We start from the raw sequence: 16,022 nt of genomic DNA, 5'->3' as shown, positions 1-16,022 counted from the left end.
AGGGGAGAGTCCTTTTCAGCAGCAGGTCGAGGTTGCCGAGTCGTCGCCGCAGCAGCCGGCGCCGGTGTCCTTGGTGTCGGTCAGGCCCAGCATCGTGACCCCCGCCGGGGCAGCCACCGCGGCCGCCGGGGCGTCGATCCCGGCCCACTTCGCGAGCTGGGCCCGGTCCGGGTAGCGGCCGGTGATCGCGGTGACACCGTCGACGAGGACCAGCGGCAGCCCTTCGGAACCCGACAGTTTCAGGAACGCGGCGACCGGTTCCCGCTGCGCGAAGGCCAGCGACTCACTGGCCAGGTTGAATCGGGCGATCTCGCCGCCCTGGGAGCGAACCCAGTCCATGTCGGCGGAGAAGGTCACCAACGCCTGGTCGACGTCGTCGCCGCAGACGCCGGTGTTGCAGCACAGGGCGGGTTCGAAAACTTCGATGGTGCTCATCGGATCTCCTGGTGTTGTTGGGTGAGGCGGGTGGCGAGGTCGGCGACGCGGGCGGCGATGTCGTCGCGCACGAGGCGCATCCGCTCGATGCCGTCGATGCCACGGTCGGACGGCTCAATGGTGTCCCAGTTCTCGAATGCGGTGCCCGGCACCTCGTCGACGTGGGCTTCGCGGCCGAGGGTGATCACGATGTCGACGTCGCGGACCAGCTGCGGGTCGATCGGTTTCGGGGTCTCGGCGGTGATGTCGATGCCGACCTCGAGCAGGGACTCGGCCGAGAGGGCGTTGACGGCCGTACCGGGTGTGGTGCCGGCGGAGTGCGCGGTGACGGTGTCACCGGCGGCGGCGCGCATCAGCCCGGCCGCCATCTGGGACTTGCCGCCGTTCTTCACGCACACGAACAGCACCGAGGGTGTGCTCATCGAAGTGGGTCCTTTCGGGGATCGGATCAGTCGTCGAAGTCGAGTTCGGCGACGGCGGATTTGGCGGTGCGGCCCACGCCGAGGATGGTGGCCGAGCCGGGCCCGGTCCAGTCGCCGTAGCCGAGCAGGTGCAGGCGAGGTTCCTTGAGCGCCCGCGTTCCAGAGACGGCGATAGTGCCATCGTGCTCGCGTAGCCGGAGCGGTCGCAGGTGGGCCAGGGCGGGCCGAAAGCCGGTGGCCCACACGATGACATCTGTGTGTTGAACCCGCGTTCCCCAGGCGACGCCATCGCGGGTGAGGCGGTCGAACATCGGCAGTGCCTGCAGGGCGCCGCGATCGCGGGCTTCGCGCACCTCCGGCACCATCACGATGTCGCCGAGGGAGGCAGGTCCGCCGGGATCGGGCCTCCCAGCGGCGATGGCCATGGCACGTTCGGACGCGACCCGGAAAAGCACACGCCCGTCCACGTCGTCGGCGAGGAACCGTGGTGGCCGGCTGGTCACCCACGTGGTCGACGCGGTGGTCGAGATCTCCGCGACGAGCTGGGCTGCGGAGTTGCCGCCGCCGACGACCACGACGTCGGCGCCGGCGAACTCGTCCGGGGTGCGGTAGTCGACGGTGTGCAACTGGCGGCCGGTGAAGGTGCGTGCGCCAGGGTAGATCGGCCAGAACGGCTGCTGCCAGGTTCCGGTGGCGCTGATGACCCGGCGTGCCCGCCATATCCGGTCACCCGCCTCGACCACCAGCTCGGGGCCGTCGCGGCGGACCGCCGTGACCCGCACCGGACGCTCGACCGGCAGGTCGTAGCGGGCTTCGTAGGCGGTGAGGTAGTCCACGACATGACTCGCGGGCGGGAACCCGCCGCGCCAGTGGGGCATCGGCCAGCCCGGCAGGGTCGCGAACTCCGCCGGGGAGAACAGGCGCAGCGACGGCCACGTGTGCGGCCACGCCCCACCCGGCGTCGGCTGGTCGTCGAGGATCACGAACCGGTGCCCGGCGCGCCGCAGGTAGTAGCCGGCCGCCAGACCTGCCTGGCCGCCGCCGATCACGACCACATCCACGCCGGTCACTGATTGCGTGTGCATCATGCTCAGACGGACACGGTGACGGGTTCGCCCGCTGCCGCGAGGGTGTTGGCGGTGATGTCGCCGCGCTCGGCCAGCCAGCGCTCGGCGTCGATCGCGGCGGAGGCACCCGTCCCGGCGGCGGTGATCGCCTGCCGGTAGGTGTGGTCGACGAGGTCACCCGCGGCGAACACGCCCTCCACCGAGGTGTGGGTGGTCGGCGACTGCACCTTCACGTAGCCGGCGTCGTCGATGTCGACCTGGCCCGTGACCAGCTCGCTGCGCGGATCGTGACCGATGGCGACGAACATGCCGGTGACCGGCAGCGTCGACTGCTCCCCGGTGACGGTGTCGCGGAGCACCAGACCGGTGACGCTGTTCTCGCCCAGCACCTCGATCGGCTCCGCGCCTGTGACGATGCGGATCTTCTCGTTCGCCTTCGCGCGCTCGAGCATGATCCGGGATGCACGGAACTCCTCGCGGCGGTGCACCAGCGTGACCGACTTCGCGAAGCGGGTCAGGAAGGTGGCCTCCTCCATCGCGGAGTCGCCGCCGCCGATGACGGCGATGTCCTGGTCGCGGAAGAAGAAGCCGTCACAGGTGGCGCAGGCGGACACGCCGCGGCCGAGCAGGGTTTCCTCGCCGGGGACGCCGAGGTAGCGGGCGGCCGCACCCATCGCGAGGATGACGGCGTGCGCGTAGAAGGTCTCGCCGTTCGCGACGACCTTCTTCACCGGGCCGGTCACGTCCAGTTCGTCGACGTCCTCGGTGCGGATGTCCGCGCCGAAGCGCTTGGCCTGCTCGCGCATCTCGTTCATCAGGTCCGGGCCCATGATGCCTTCGCGGAAGCCGGGGAAGTTCTCCACCTCGGTGGTGGTCATCAGGGCGCCGCCGAACTGGGTGCCCTCGAACAGCAGCGGCTTCAACTCTGCCCGGGAGGCGTAGACCGCGGCGGTGTATCCGGCGGGCCCGGATCCGACGATGATCAGCTCGTGAACCGAGGTCGGCGCGTTCATGCAGAAGTCCTTTCGGGCGGAATCGGATTCAGGTGGTCAGCGGGCGGCGGGTTCGGTGGTGAGTTCGGCGATCAGCGCCTCGACCTTGGTCTTGATCTCGTCGCGGATCGGGCGGACCGCGTCGATGCCTTGTCCGGCCGGGTCCTCGAGGACCCAGTCGCGGTAGCTCTTGCCGGGGAAGATCGGGCAGGTGTCGCCGCAGCCCATGGTGATCACCACGTCGGAGGCCTGCACGGCGTCGACGGTGAGGATCTTCGGGTTCTCGGCGGAGATGTCGATGCCGACCTCCGCCATCGCCTCCACCGCGGCCGGGTTGACCTGGTCGGCGGGCGCGGAGCCGGCGGAGCGGACCTCGATCCGGTCCCCGGCCAGCGCGGTGAGGAATCCCGCGGCCATCTGGGATCGGCCGGCGTTGTGGACACAGACGAACAGCACACTCGGGGTGGTGGACATGCACAGTCCCTTTCGAACAGGAAGGTCGAACAGGAGGGTCGGACAGGAGGGAGGTCGGTCAGGTGGTGGGGACGAGTTCGCGGAGCAGGTCGCGGACCCGGGCGTCGATGTCGTCGCGGATCCGGCGGACCTGCTCGAGCGGCTGGCCCTCCGGGTCGTCGAGACTCCAGTCCAGGTACCGCTTGCCCGGGTAGACCGCACACGCGTCCCCGCAGCCCATCGAGACCACCACATCGGCGGCCGCGACGACGTCGTCGGTGAGCGGTTTGGGGAACTCGGCGCCCAGGTCGATCCCGATCTCGGTCATCGCCTCGAGCACGGTCGGAGCGATCGCGTGGACGGGCGCCGACCCGGCGGAGCGGACGTGCACCCGGCCGAGGCCGTGGTGATCGAGCAGCGCGGCAGCCATCTGGGATCGGCCCGCGTTGTGGACGCACACGAACAGCACCTCGGGCACCGTTTTCGGTGCCGCGCCCTGCGATTGGGCCAGCGCGGACAGGCGGTCGGCGGCGAACCGGCCGGCCAGTGTCGTCAGGTGGGTGTGCACCTTCGAGGTCCGGCGCAGCGCGGTGTAGGACTCGAAGACGTACCGCTCCACCGTCTGCGGGGAGAACACCCCGGTGTACTTGGTGGCCAGATCCGTGGCCGTGCGCGACAGGACCGCCTGCGGCATCAGCAGTTCCGGTTGCGGTCGGTGGTCGTGGGTGCGCAGTTCCTCGTCGAGCGACTGATCGGACATCAGGACTCCTTGGATGACACGGAAACCGTCGTGGTGGGGGTGAAGCGTTTGCGCAGCGCGAGTGAGACGTACACCAGGGCGACCAGGACGGGGACCTCGATCAGCGGCCCGACGACTCCGGCGAGTGCCTGCCCGGAGGTGGCGCCGTAGGTGGCGATCGCGACGGCGATGGCGAGTTCGAAGTTGTTGCCCGCGGCGGTGAACGCCAGGGTCGTGGTGCGTTCGTATCCGAGCCCCATGACGGCGCCGAGCAGGTAGCCGCCGCCCCACATGATCGCGAAGTACGCCAGCAGCGGGATCGCGATACGGACGACGTCGACCGGGTTGGAGGTGATCTGCTCCCCCTGCAGGGCGAACAGGATCACGATGGTGAACAGCAGTCCGTACAGTGCCCACGGTCCGATCCGCGGCAGGAACTTCTGCTCGTACCAGGTGCGGCCCTTGGCCTTCTCGCCGTAGTGGCGGGTGAGGAACCCGGCGAGCAGCGGGATGCCGAGGAAGATCAGCACCGATTTGGCGATCTGCCATGGTGAGGTGTCGATGGTGGTCTGCTCGAGGCCCAACCAGCCGGGCAGCACGGAGAGGTAGAACCAGCCGAGGACGGCGAACATGACGACTTGGAACACCGAGTTGATCGCGACCAGGACCGCGGCGGCTTCGCGGTCGCCGCAGGCCAGGTCGTTCCAGATGATCACCATCGCGATGCACCGGGCGAGGCCGACGATGATCAGGCCGGTCCGGTATTCGGGCAGGTCCGGCAGGAAGATCCAGGCGAGGGCGAACATCAGGGCAGGGCCGAGCACCCAGTTCAGGACCAGTGACCCGGTCAGGAGCTTGCGGTCGCCGGTGACGGTGTCGAGGCGGTCGTAGCGGACCTTCGCCAGCACCGGGTACATCATGATCAGCAGGCCGAGCGCGATGGGCAGCGAGATGCCGTCGATCTCGACCGCGGACAGGACGTCGCCGAGGCCGGGGATCATCCGCCCGAGCAGCAGGCCGGCGACCATCGCGACGCCGATCCACACCGGCAGGAACCGGTCGAGGGTCGAGAGTTTCCTGACGACGGCCGGGTGCTCGGTCGTGGTGGTCGCGGTCTCGCTCATGCCGGGACCTCCGCGCACTGTGCGGACGCCGCCGCGGGCTCGCCCTCGGTGAGCAGCACCGCCGACAGTTGTTGCAGTGCGGCGGGGATCACCCAGTAGTACACCCAGGTACCGCGGCGCTCGCAGTCCAGCAGTCCGGCCTCGCGCAGCACCTTGAGGTGATGCGAGATGGTCGGCTGTGACAGGTCGAACGAACCGGAGATGTCGCACACGCATGCCTCACCCCCGGCGTGGGAGGCGACCAGCGACAACAGGCGCAGGCGCACCGGATCACCGAGCGCCTTGAACATCCGGGCCAGATCTCCGGCCCAGTCCTCGGTCAGGGGCTCACGCGCCAGCGGCGAGCAGCACGCACTGCCGTCCGGTTTCTGATTCGACATACATCAATATTGACACATATCGAACCAGCCGTCGAGGTGAGCCGGGTCGATCGCCCGTACACGGTCCTCCAATCCGCAGCCACGCTCCCGGATTCGCCAGCGTGGAGGTCGTGGCGAACCCGGGCCGACCTGCGCGGTGTGCGTTGTTACGCGCAAGTCCGACGCCGCACCGAGCGGGCGTCAGCGAGGCGCATCTCCGGTGACCAAGGGCAGCGAGTCGTCCGTCAACCACTCGGTGAGCGATCCGTCATACACCGCGACGTCGTCCCGGCCGGCCAGCGCCAACGCGTGCGCGACGCCGGTCGCGGCGATACCACCGATGCAGTAGGTCACGGGAGTCACGTCCGGATCGAGCAAACCCGCGGAGTCGAACACCTGACGCAGGTCCTCAACCGGCTTGAGGACCCCGGTCTCGGGGTCACGAAGGTCGGCGACCGGGATGTTGATCGCTCCTGGGATGTGGCCCGATCGCGGGTTGTCGCCGGCTCCTCGGTAGGTGTCGGTGTCGACCACGCTGACGAGCACCGTGCGGGCGTCGCCGAGGGACTCGAGGATCTGTTCGGTCGAGCGGTACAGCTCCGGCCGGGGATGCGAGGTGAACGTGGTGGGGCGCACCTCGGTCGGCCGGTCGGTCACCGGCAGCCCTGCAGTACGCCATGCCGGCAGTCCGCCGTCGAGGATCGCCCCCTCGGTGAACCCTTCCAGACGAAGCTGCCACCAGAAGCGGGTCGCCCAGTAACCGTCGTGCTGGTCGTAGATCACCACCCGGATCCCATCTCCGATTCCGAGTGCTCCGGCCGCGGCGGCGAAGCGTTCCGAGGAGGGAACTGTCCACGGATGGGGCGCATCCGGATCCGCGAAGTCGGTGAGCAGATCGGCGAACACCGCGCCCGGAATGTGCTCGGCGTCGAATGTGCCTCGGCCGGATTCGGGTGCGGGCCCGGACAGATGGGTGCTGGCGTCGACGACGAGTACGGACGGATCGTCGAGGTGCCGATGGAGCCAGTGGACCGAAACCACCGGGGTGTCGGGTGTGATGCTCATGAGCTTGTCCTTTCCGTGGTGGTGGTGTGTGCGGTGACGACCTGTCACCTGCAACGACGGTGTGCCAGGCAGGGGCCGGGCGGTCGGAACTGCGGGAACGGCGGGGTTGCGGACGGGGTTGTGGTTGCCGATCGCGTTCGGCGGTCACCACACTCGGTACGGGACGGTGGCCGCGTACCCGGTGGTGCGATCGACCCGCACCGTCACCCGCAGATGCCAGGTACCGGCCAACGGCACTCGCGCCGAGTTCGATACGAAGTACGTCGGGCCGAGCTCCACCGGTTCGACACGGCGGAACGACACCTCGACCGGCCCGAGGTCCCCGTCCGGACGAGTCAGCACGCCGTCGAGCTCCAACGCCTCGACCGGGGTGCCGTCCGCGGCCGCCAACCGTACGGTCAGTTCCTGATCGCCGGCGCCGGTTCCGTCGACGGCGACCTCGGCAGTCAGGGGCCCGAGTTGGACGAGCAGGGTGTCCGGCGGGTCGTAGGCGTCGCGTGCGGGGACAGCCCCCACCAGGATCGAGGTGACCAGCAGTATCGCGAGTTGCAGGGCCAGTTCCAGCCGCAACAGCCGGCCGACCGGACGACGCCGGAGCAGGAGCGTTCTCACCAGTCCGGCCGCGGCGAGGACCGCAATCACCAGCACGATCTTCGCCAGGAGCAGGCGGCCCCATGTGGTTGTCCACAGCGAGTCGGGCGGGTCCACCGAGCGCCACGCCTGGTAGAGGCCCGTCCCGGCGACGGCCAGCAGTGACCAGAACGCGATGCGGGCGAATCCTGCCAGCAGTCGATCGCGTTCCTGATTGCGCCACACCACGACCGACAGCACGAGCCCGCCCACCCATACGGCCATGGCCGCGACGTGCACGGTCGTGGAGGCCAACGCACCGACCCAGGCATCGCCGGACACCGCGTGACCGGCCGCCGCCGTGCTCACGATCGTCAGCGCAGCGGCGGGAAGGACCACGGGTATGCGCGGCCAGGCCAGGGCCAGGGCAACCGCACCGATGGTTCGCACGAGCATCGTGATGCCGACCGACGATTCGGTTGCCTGCCTCCAGATCGCCGGATCGGCCCATCCGCTCGTCCCCGCCAGGCGTGCCGGCAGCGCGACGAAGATCGCCACCGATACCCCTGCGGTCAGCCACCCGCCGATCCGCACCAGCTGGGTAACTGCGGGCACCTCGCGGCCCCGCCGCCACACGCTCAGGACCACGATCGGGATGCCCACGGCGAGGGCGACTCCGAGATAGCCCAGGGCACCCAACAGTCTCGACATCGTATCGGCGGCAACGGTAGTCGGATCCCGCGGCGGGTCACCGGCCGACAGGTCCGGCGGTCCGCCGACACCGAACACGCTCGACCCACCGACGACATGACCGTCCGAGGACAGCACCGCCCAGCTCGCCAGGTAGGTGCCCACCGGAAGATCCGGTTGCAGAGCGACGACCACGGATCGGCCGCCGTCCGCCGATCGGGCCTGTCCGTCATCGACGCGGCGTCCACCGGAATCGACGACCGTGACCGTGTTTCCGACCGCGGTGACCGGTTCGTCGAACGACACCGTCATCGACGCGGGAGACGTCTCGAGAGCCACGCCGTAGGCCGGGTCGGCTCCGACCAGCACCGCGTGCGCTGCCGCGACTCCGGCCCCCGGCCAGGCCGCAGCAACGGCGAGGAGTACGAGAATCGGCACCACCGACCGGTGCAGAGTTGTTCGGTCAGGCATGGATTACCGGGTACGCCCCACGGCGAGGGAATAGACCGCGAGGACGGCGGCGCCGATTGCCGCGATCAGCGCTGCCCACGACACCCACGGGATGGACGAGTCCGCGTTCGGTGTCGAACCGGGATCTGCCGCCGTCGCGGTCGCCGAGACCTGGCCCGCCGTGGTGGTTCCCGCGACGTTGCCGCTCGGCTGCGTCAAGTCCAGGGCCGGAGCCGGCTTGTCCGGCTCGGTACCATCGCTGCTCTGCTCGATCCAGGACACGACCGTTCCGTCGCTGTAGGTCTGGATCGCGGGGAGGACGAGTGTTTCGGCGTCGGGTATGGGTCCGACCAACAGTCGGAACTGGGCGAATTCACCCGGAGCGATCGCGCTGCCGGGTTGCGCGGTGAAGGTCACCGCGCTCACTGCCTCGCTCACGACGCCGCCGTGGCCGGTATCGATCGGCTCGGTCAACGTGCGTGTGTGCTGTGTCGATGTCCAGCCGGGTGTGGTTTCGCTTCGCACAACCGCGAACGGATGCTCGGCGGGCAGTGTCACCTCGAGTCCGATCGTGCCGGCCGTCGTGGACTCGGTCGGTACTCGAAGCGTGATCACCGAATACGCTCCCGGGGCCGTGTCGGTGGCGGTGGCGGTGATGTGTGCGGATGCCCCGGCCGGGGATGCGATCAGCCATCCGGCGGTGGCCACCGCGACCGTGGCGATCTTCTTCGCGGTGCGTGCGGTCATGACGTGAAGCTCCTTGCAGATATGAGTAACTCGCCCCTTGCGGGGCTGGTACCTCGACGCGTTGTGGGGTGGGTGTAGTGCGCTACTCGGTCTCGCCGAGCAGGCGCAGGATCTCGCGCCGGAGGCGTAGATATTCGGGGTGGTCGTGCGGACGCGGGCGGGGAAGGTCGACTTCGAGGTCGCGGGTCACCCGTGCCGGTCGTGGGGAGAACACCACGACCCGGTCGGCAAGGCGCAGGGCCTCGTCGACGTCGTGGGTGACGAGCACTGCGGTGAAGCGCTCTTCGCCCCACAGTCGCGCGATCTCGGTCTGCATCGTCGAGCGCGTCAACGCGTCGAGCTTTCCGAGTGGTTCGTCGAGCAGGAACAGTCTCGGCCGGTTCACCAGAGCCCGGGCCAGCGCGACCCGCTGTGCCATTCCTCCTGACAGTTGCGCCGGGTAGGAATCGCGGAACCCCTCCAGGCCGACGAGCTTCAACGCTTCCTCGACTCTGGGGTGGTCGGTGTCGAGCGTGCCGCGTGCTTGCGGCCCGAGAGCGACGTTCTGCACCACCGTCCGCCACGGAAGCAACGTCGGATCCTGGAACATTAGCGCACGGTGCGGATCGGGCCCGGTGACCGGGTGATCGTCGACCCTCAGGGTTCCCCGGGAAGGGCGTTCCAGGCCCGACAGCAGTCGCAACAGGGTGGATTTGCCGCATCCGGATGGTCCGAGCAGGGCCACGAATTGTCCGGGTTCGATGGTCAGCGATACGTCGGTGAGCACCCGCAAGTAGCCGGGTTGCTGTCGCGATGTCGCCGGCGGGAGGGGTCTGCCGAGTATCCGGTCGAGGAGGGTGCGGGTGCGCGGCCCGGTGACCGTGAACTGGTGGGACACCGAATCGATGTCGACGGCACTTCCCAGTTGCTGTGTCGTGTCGGTCACCATCTCACCAGGTCCTTCTCGTATGCCAGCACGTGGTTGCGCACGCGGAAGAGCACGAGCATCAGGGTGCGGCACAGCAGCATCATGATCACGATCGCTGCATACATGCGTGGGTAGGCGGCCCATCCCTTGGTCCACTGGATGTACCAACCGAGGCCGTCCTTCACACCGAGGAGTTCGGCAACGGCCAGGGCCGCGAGGGACGCCCCGAGTCCCATGAACAGTCCGGTGAAGATGCTCGGTAGGGCGCCCGGGACCGCGACCCGCCACACGAGGAAGTTCTTCGACGCGCCGAGTGTCTGTGCAACTTCGAAATAGCCGCGTCCGACGCCGGCGATGCCCGCTCGGGTCAGGACGGCGACGGGAAACCACACCCCGAATGCGACCATGAAGATGCTCCCGCTGTAGGTGGTGGGAAACAGGACGAGCACCACCGGCAGCAGTGTTGCTGCGGGTACCGGGCCGATCGTCTGCAGAACGGGATTGCCCCAGTAGGAAGCCAGTTTCGACCAGCCCAGAGCGATCCCCGTCCCGAGTCCGGCCAAGGCTCCCACCGTGAATCCGATGAGCAGCAGCAGCAGTGAATGCCACGTGCTGGAAGCGAGAATTCCCGCGTCGCTGACGAAGACAGCGAGCATCTGTTGTGGGGACGCGAAGTGCGGTGGAACCAGCCAACCCGTCTTGGCGGTGGTGAATTCCCAGATCAGCACCCACCCGGCACCCGCCCCGATCCACGGCGTCCAGTGCCGCAGGCGTTCGGTCGCTGTGCGGTTCCAGTATGCGTAGGTGGCCCAGCCTGCCAGGAGCAGCGTCCAGAGGGCGAAGATCGCACCGGCCGCGAGTGGCTCTTCCACATCGAGCGCGTCCGGCATCCACAGGGTGACGCCGGCTGTCAGCGCCCACAGTGACCATGCGATCACGAAACCGACGGTCGGCGCGTAGCGCGGTGGGGTGGGCGTGCGCGGGGAGGCCGGGGGTGTCGTTCCCGGGTCGGTCCGGGTCGAGGCGGTGGTGGTCACGTCACCAGCTCAGTCCGAGGTCGACGTAGACCTTGTCCGCCAGCGCCTGGGGATCTGTCTTCTTGTCGAGATATCCGGTCTTGGCGAACTTCTCGATACCCGGGACGATCTCGTCGCGCAGTCGTGCCGCGGAGGGATTGAATCCGTAGGTTTCCAAGATCGACTGGATCACGTCGCGTTCGGCAGCAACGTACTGGTTGTCCACCTCGATGGACGCGGTCTGGGCAACGTTGGAACCGACCCAGCGGCTGCCCTCGGCCCATGCGGTGACCAGGGCCCGGGCACTGTCGGGGTCCTCTCGGATCAGACGGCCGTTGAGGACGGTTGCGCAGCAGTAGAGCTGCCGGTTGAGACCTTGGCTGTTGTTCGTCAGTTCGCGGGCGTTGCCTTTGAGCGTCGGCAGAAGCGCAATCGGGTCGGCTGCGGCCAGGGCTACCACTTCCCCGCGTGCGAGGGCATCCGGAAGCTGGTCGGACGCGAAGACCCGCCATTCGACATCTTCACTCGGATTGAGGCCGGCATCGACCAAGTCGAGGGAGAAGAAGGACATCGCCGCGTCGCCGATGGCAGCTACGCCGATCGGCTTGTCTCGCAGGTCGGCGACCGATCGGATCGGGCTGTCGTTGGGGACAACGATGCGCAGGCATCCTTCGTGAAGGCCTGCCGCGAGCTTGGCATCGATGCCCTGTTCGATCGGCTTGAGCCAGGAGAAGAAGATGCCGGGTGCGGCATCGAGTTTCCCGGAGCCGACCGCATCGGTCGTCTCCGTGGGACCGGTCTTGACGATCTCGACGTCCAGACCGTGCTTCTCGAACAGGCCCTGGTGGTAGGCGGCATACAGGGGCGCCTCGCAGACGCCGCCGCCATAGCCGATCTTCAGTGCCTTGTTGACGCCACCGGTACCGGGTGTTCGGCGAGCGGTGAGCCAGGCTGTCAGTCCACCACCGACCACAATCGCGGCAGCGGCACCTGCACCCACGATCAGCCCGCGGCGCGACAACCCCGAGGCCGGCGGTTCGGTCGAGGCATTCAGATCGCCGAGATCTTCATCTGCCGGTTCGGATTGCGCCGAGCCGGGTGTCGATTCGGGCTCGAGGACCGGCTCCGGCGGATCGACGTCGTGCGGCATAGCAGTTTCCTTCTCAATGCGGGTTGTACGGGGCCGAAATTGTTTTCGGTCGAGGACACGGGCACCCGTTGTCTACGGGTCCTTCCGCGTCCCGCCCCGGATGGAGAACCCTCCGAATCGCGACGGGACCGGCAGCGTCGGACCCGTACGAGTCACGATCTGCACATTTATCGAATCCGGGAGGTCTGATGAAGCTTCCGCCGGATCACGCGTGCCGTACAGAGTTCCGATCGCGAGGATCAAAATTCACACAATTGGGGCGTGCATCACGATCAGCGCAAATCGGCAAGCACAGGATCGTCGGGCCCGCCAGCGTTCCGCTCGCCATGATCCGAAGCCTTCTTCACGATTTCATGTCGACCTAGCCTGCTGGATTGCACATCAGGCGTCGTTACACGGCGCGACAAGAACGGATAGATATGACTACCAGTGTGAACGTGGTGCACAGCGCAACCGAGGCCGGAGAGGTCGCGCGACGACACGCCCGCGCCGGCGAAGCGGACGGGGTCCTGCACCGCGAGGTTCTCGATGCGTTGGCAGCGGCGGATCTGCTCCGCCTGGCCGTGCCACGGCAGTTCGGCGGGCCGGAGGCCGACCCGGTCAGCTACGTCGACGCCATCGCCGACGTGTCGGTCGGTGATGCAGCAGCCGGGTGGTACTCGGCCGTCTCGTCGACCACCTCGGTGCTCGCCTGGTACCTGCCCGAGGACGCCATCCGCGAGATCTACCCGAACGGCTCGTCGCTGACCGGGAGTTCGTTTGCCCCCACCGGCGCCGGCCGGTGGGTGGACGACAACCTCGTCGCCGACTCCGGCCGCTGGCCATGGGGATCGACAGGCGCACAAGCCGATTGGATGGCGGCCGGTTTCGTTGTCGACGGCGTCCTGCAGATCGGTTTCGTACCCCGTGGCGATTTCGAGCCGCTCGAGAACTGGGATGCGGTCGGATTGCGGGCGAGCGCGTCGGCGGACTTCGCGATTCGGCCCGGTGTGGCCATCCCGCGACACCGAGTCCTCGAGTTCGGCGCCGGGTTCATCCCGAACGGTAGTGCCGACCTCACGCGCTTCCCCGGTTTCGTGTACATCGCCGCCGCCTACGCAGCGGTCGCTGTGGGCAATGCCCGGGGTTCCCTCGACGAACTCGCCGAACTGGCCGCAACCAAGGTCCCCACCGGATCCAAGGCTCCGCTCGCCGAATCCGAGGTGTTCCAGTACCGGCTCGCCGAGATCCACGCCAAGCTCGGTGCGGCCACGGCATACCTTCGATCCAGCCTGGCGCAGCTGTGGGAGACCACCGTCGCAGGTGACGAACCGACGACCGAACAGCGCGCCGCCGCCCGGCTCGCCATCAGCCACAGCGCGAGCGAGGCGACCGCCGTCGCAGCCTCCGCCTATTCGTTGGCCGGTGGGTCGTCGGTCCACGTGGCGAGCCCGCTGCAGAAGCGACTGCGCGACGCGCATGTTGCCGCACAGCATCTTCTGGTCTCGGACCGGTTCTTCGGACTGTTCGGACGCCAGCAGCTCGGCTACCCCCTGGACGCCGAGACTCTCGTCACGCTCTGAGTACCGCGGTGTGGACCGGGCCAACCCCTGCCCGGTCCACACCGACACCTTCCTGATGCGCGCCCACAGAAACAGGTGGTGCACGCGAGGCGAACTCGCTCGGGCGCACGCGGAGTCCAGCAGCATTCGAGGCCCCTGGTTGCCGGCGTGGGCATCCAGGCATAAGCACCGACACAGACTTGGCCTCGCTGCTGACGTTGTGACGCTGACCGACCGAGACGCCGGGTCGCCGCGATCTCAGTCGCCAAGGGCCCCTGCGGCGGTCGACGTTCGAGGAAGTCGGTGTCGCGCCACTGGCCGTCGAGTTGGGCGATGCACTCGTGCACGCCGACGGTGCTGGTGCCGCCCTTGTGGACATTGACGAACCCGATGTCGGCGAGCTTGCGGACATCATGCGAGACGGTCGACTGTCCGACGCCGAGCGCGTCCGCCAGCTCACCGACCGTGATCCGGCGGGGGTGCTCGCAACCCGGTGGAGCAGCCGCACCCGTGTCGGTCAGGCCAGGTACGCGAACCAAGCGGCGTAGGTTGCGGCGCCGCCTGGCTCGCCACCTTTGCCCCGACAGCCGGATCCGGGTGGAGAATTGCGGCATGCGCAGAAGTGACGTCGCCGCCCGGACCGGTACGATGAGGTTGGAAATCCTGCAGGTCCCCGACTGCCCCAATGTGGGGCTGCTCGAGCAGCGAATCGCCCAGGCCGTGGCCGGCGAATCTATCAACCTGACGATCACCCACCGCGTGCTCGACGACCCCGCGGCCGCCGCCGACGCCGGCATGACAGGGTCGCCGACTCTGCTGGTCGACGGCGAAGACCCGTTCGCGAATCCCGGTCTCACGCCGAGCGTGTCCTGCCGCCTCTACCCGGTCGAGGGTGGCGGCGTCGACGGCGCACCATCGGCGGTGGCGCTGCGCGCGGCGCTGCACCTGCCGCCGGTTGAGGAACCGGTTGTTCCGTCGGCTTGAGTTCTCCGCGCCACAGGCGAAGGTTGAGTCTCAGCCGAGAGTGAGCTGGTTCCGGTGGAAGTCGAAGTGTCGTCCGGGGTATCGGTAGACCTGCTCGAGCGTCATGTACTCGGCGAAGAACGGATCCCATCTCGCAGGGAAGTGCATGCCGCGGTGCAGGGCAGCCTCGGACTCGTCGGCGAGGCGGCGTTGAAGCGAGGCTATGACGCGGTCGCATCTGCGTCCCATCCGCCGTCGATCGAACACCCGCGCCGCCAGACAAGATCCTCGGTAGTTGACCTCGTCGAACACCGGAGTTGTGGCATTGAGCGCCAGCGCGAACACCCGGCTCGCGCCATCCGGCAGCCGAGCGAACACCCTGACCAGCACGAGCAGCCGCCGGACGACCATGTAACCGAAGACCATGTGAAACAGCAGCTGCTCGTTCGTCCACCGGGTCCCGCTCGAGTTGCGCTCGAAATCGATGGCGCTCGCACCGTCGAGGAACTCGTGCAGCGTTACCCGCGCCCGCTCGAAGTCAGCGGCTATCGCCGCTCGATCAACCGCCTCGGACGGATCCGCCGTCAATTTCCGTCACCCCGTCTCCCCACACATTGTCCGCCCGTCCGAGACAGCCAGGCCAGGGCGGAGCGGCCTCTACCGCCCCGGCGAGCGGCGTTCGAGGCAGAACGACGGTGTCGCGCCTGGCCATCGAACTGGGCGGTGCGTTCACGGTGCCTTCCCGTCGGTCAGGCGGTGCAGCGCGGCGCGCACCCGGGCTGATTCCTCGGCGCTCATCTGCTCGACGAAATGGGTGAGCACCAGATCGGATTGCCCTGCAGCGTCGAAGGCTTCGCGCATCAGGCGCGCACTGTGTTCTTCGCGGGTGAGGGTGGTCCAGTAGCTGAATGCCTTGCCCTTGCGGACCCGGGCGAGCCATCCTTTGCGGTGCAGGTTGTCCATTGTCGACATCACGGTGGTGTAGGCGATCTCACGGTCGTCCGCTATCTCGTCGAACACCTCTCGTACCGTGCTCTCTCCCGTACGGTTCCACAGGCGGTCCATCACCACCGCCTCGAGCTCGCCGAATCCGTTCACCCGCACCACTACCTCCTACGGCATCGCTCCCCCATCGTGGGGTGGTGCCTTTCCGGTCCATCCACCATCTACTATCTACGTACGTACTACGTAAGTAGATACGTAGATAGGTCGGATGCCAAGGCGTTCGGCCGGGCCAGAGACGAGAAGCTGATGATCGATCTGCTGACGAATCTGCAGAGCTGGTGGAACTGCCAGGTGATGATGGCCACCGGCATGTGTGACATGTGCTGT

General features: G+C 67.9%; 18 protein-coding genes and 1 pseudogene. 2 read left to right on the top strand and 17 right to left on the bottom strand.

Translation table 11 applies throughout. The features are described 5' to 3' along the window. Positions 1-15: 15 nt before the first annotated feature. From arsD to RZ1_RS22010, 14 genes are all read right to left on the bottom strand, one after another. A complete protein-coding gene (gene arsD, locus RZ1_RS22075; RefSeq protein ID WP_072814661.1) occupies positions 16-435 on the bottom strand; it encodes an arsenite efflux transporter metallochaperone ArsD in 420 nt (139 codons plus the stop codon). Next, the gene (locus RZ1_RS22070) at positions 432-857 is read right to left on the bottom strand and encodes an arsenate-mycothiol transferase ArsC (protein WP_072814660.1); all 426 of its coding nucleotides are present in this window, start codon (positions 855-857) and stop codon (positions 432-434) included. The genes arsD and RZ1_RS22070 overlap by 4 nt, the downstream gene beginning before the upstream one ends. Before the next feature lie 26 nt (positions 858-883). Continuing rightward, the gene (locus RZ1_RS22065) at positions 884-1,945 is read right to left on the bottom strand and encodes an ArsO family NAD(P)H-dependent flavin-containing monooxygenase (RefSeq protein ID WP_174565229.1); all 1,062 of its coding nucleotides are present in this window, start codon (positions 1,943-1,945) and stop codon (positions 884-886) included. Positions 1,946-1,947: 2 nt separating this feature from the next. Further along, a complete protein-coding gene (trxB, locus tag RZ1_RS22060) occupies positions 1,948-2,937 on the bottom strand; it encodes a thioredoxin-disulfide reductase (RefSeq protein WP_072814659.1) in 990 nt (329 codons plus the stop codon). 36 nt (positions 2,938-2,973) lie between these two features. Continuing rightward, on the bottom strand, positions 2,974-3,390 hold the full coding sequence (locus tag RZ1_RS22055) for an arsenate reductase ArsC (RefSeq protein ID WP_072814658.1): 417 nt from the start codon (positions 3,388-3,390) through the stop codon (positions 2,974-2,976). A 58-nt stretch (positions 3,391-3,448) separates the two neighbouring features. Next, positions 3,449-4,129, bottom strand: a complete 681-nt coding sequence (locus RZ1_RS22050; RefSeq protein ID WP_072814657.1) for an arsenate reductase ArsC — start codon at positions 4,127-4,129, stop codon at positions 3,449-3,451. Then, positions 4,129-5,232 (bottom strand): ACR3 family arsenite efflux transporter, encoded by a 1,104-nt coding sequence (gene arsB, locus RZ1_RS22045; protein WP_072814684.1) that lies wholly within the window; start codon positions 5,230-5,232, stop codon positions 4,129-4,131. Before arsB ends, RZ1_RS22050 begins: the two co-directional genes overlap by 1 nt. Continuing rightward, the gene (locus tag RZ1_RS22040; protein ID WP_072814656.1) at positions 5,229-5,612 is read right to left on the bottom strand and encodes an ArsR/SmtB family transcription factor; all 384 of its coding nucleotides are present in this window, start codon (positions 5,610-5,612) and stop codon (positions 5,229-5,231) included. The genes arsB and RZ1_RS22040 overlap by 4 nt, the downstream gene beginning before the upstream one ends. A gap of 180 nt (positions 5,613-5,792) precedes the next feature. Further along, positions 5,793-6,656 carry a sulfurtransferase gene (locus tag RZ1_RS22035; RefSeq protein WP_072814655.1) on the bottom strand — a complete coding sequence of 288 codons (864 nt, stop codon included), beginning with the start codon at positions 6,654-6,656 and terminating at the stop codon, positions 5,793-5,795. A gap of 144 nt (positions 6,657-6,800) precedes the next feature. Further along, positions 6,801-8,387, bottom strand: coding sequence for a copper resistance CopC/CopD family protein (locus RZ1_RS22030; RefSeq protein WP_083583846.1), 1,587 nt, complete (start codon positions 8,385-8,387; stop codon positions 6,801-6,803). A gap of 3 nt (positions 8,388-8,390) precedes the next feature. Further along, a complete protein-coding gene (locus RZ1_RS22025) occupies positions 8,391-9,113 on the bottom strand; it encodes a YcnI family copper-binding membrane protein (protein WP_072814653.1) in 723 nt (240 codons plus the stop codon). A gap of 82 nt (positions 9,114-9,195) precedes the next feature. Beyond that, positions 9,196-10,041 carry an ABC transporter ATP-binding protein gene (locus RZ1_RS22020; protein WP_072814652.1) on the bottom strand — a complete coding sequence of 282 codons (846 nt, stop codon included), beginning with the start codon at positions 10,039-10,041 and terminating at the stop codon, positions 9,196-9,198. Beyond that, positions 10,035-11,057: an ABC transporter permease gene (locus RZ1_RS22015; RefSeq protein WP_072814651.1), complete on the bottom strand. Its 1,023-nt coding sequence runs from the start codon at positions 11,055-11,057 to the stop codon at positions 10,035-10,037. The genes RZ1_RS22020 and RZ1_RS22015 overlap by 7 nt, the downstream gene beginning before the upstream one ends. Position 11,058: 1 nt before the next feature. Beyond that, the gene (locus RZ1_RS22010) at positions 11,059-12,186 is read right to left on the bottom strand and encodes an ABC transporter substrate-binding protein (protein ID WP_083583844.1); all 1,128 of its coding nucleotides are present in this window, start codon (positions 12,184-12,186) and stop codon (positions 11,059-11,061) included. 419 nt (positions 12,187-12,605) lie between these two features. On the opposite strand from RZ1_RS22010, the gene RZ1_RS22005 reads away from it, so the two are divergent. Beyond that, a complete protein-coding gene (locus RZ1_RS22005) occupies positions 12,606-13,748 on the top strand; it encodes an acyl-CoA dehydrogenase family protein (RefSeq protein WP_072814649.1) in 1,143 nt (380 codons plus the stop codon). Between the two features lie 329 nt (positions 13,749-14,077). Here the strand turns inward: RZ1_RS22005 and RZ1_RS31440 are convergent. Beyond that, positions 14,078-14,253, bottom strand: a pseudogene (locus RZ1_RS31440) (ArsR/SmtB family transcription factor); the annotation flags it as partial. An 86-nt stretch (positions 14,254-14,339) separates the two neighbouring features. On the opposite strand from RZ1_RS31440, the gene RZ1_RS21995 reads away from it, so the two are divergent. Continuing rightward, on the top strand, positions 14,340-14,711 hold the full coding sequence (locus RZ1_RS21995) for an alkylmercury lyase (RefSeq protein WP_238072156.1): 372 nt from the start codon (positions 14,340-14,342) through the stop codon (positions 14,709-14,711). A 30-nt stretch (positions 14,712-14,741) separates the two neighbouring features. On the opposite strand, the gene RZ1_RS21990 is transcribed toward RZ1_RS21995, so the two are convergent. Then, positions 14,742-15,278 carry a DinB family protein gene (locus RZ1_RS21990; RefSeq protein WP_072814647.1) on the bottom strand — a complete coding sequence of 179 codons (537 nt, stop codon included), beginning with the start codon at positions 15,276-15,278 and terminating at the stop codon, positions 14,742-14,744. A gap of 141 nt (positions 15,279-15,419) precedes the next feature. After that, a complete protein-coding gene (locus RZ1_RS21985; RefSeq protein WP_072814682.1) occupies positions 15,420-15,794 on the bottom strand; it encodes a BlaI/MecI/CopY family transcriptional regulator in 375 nt (124 codons plus the stop codon). Positions 15,795-16,022 lie beyond the last annotated feature (228 nt).

It is taken from the genome of Rhodococcus zopfii NBRC 100606 = JCM 9919, assembly GCF_001895025.1.
GTDB classification, from domain to species: Bacteria; Actinomycetota; Actinomycetes; order Mycobacteriales; family Mycobacteriaceae; genus Rhodococcus; species Rhodococcus zopfii.
The sequence above is the reverse complement of the archived record's forward strand: the minus strand, read 5'-3'. Positions and strand labels throughout refer to the sequence as shown.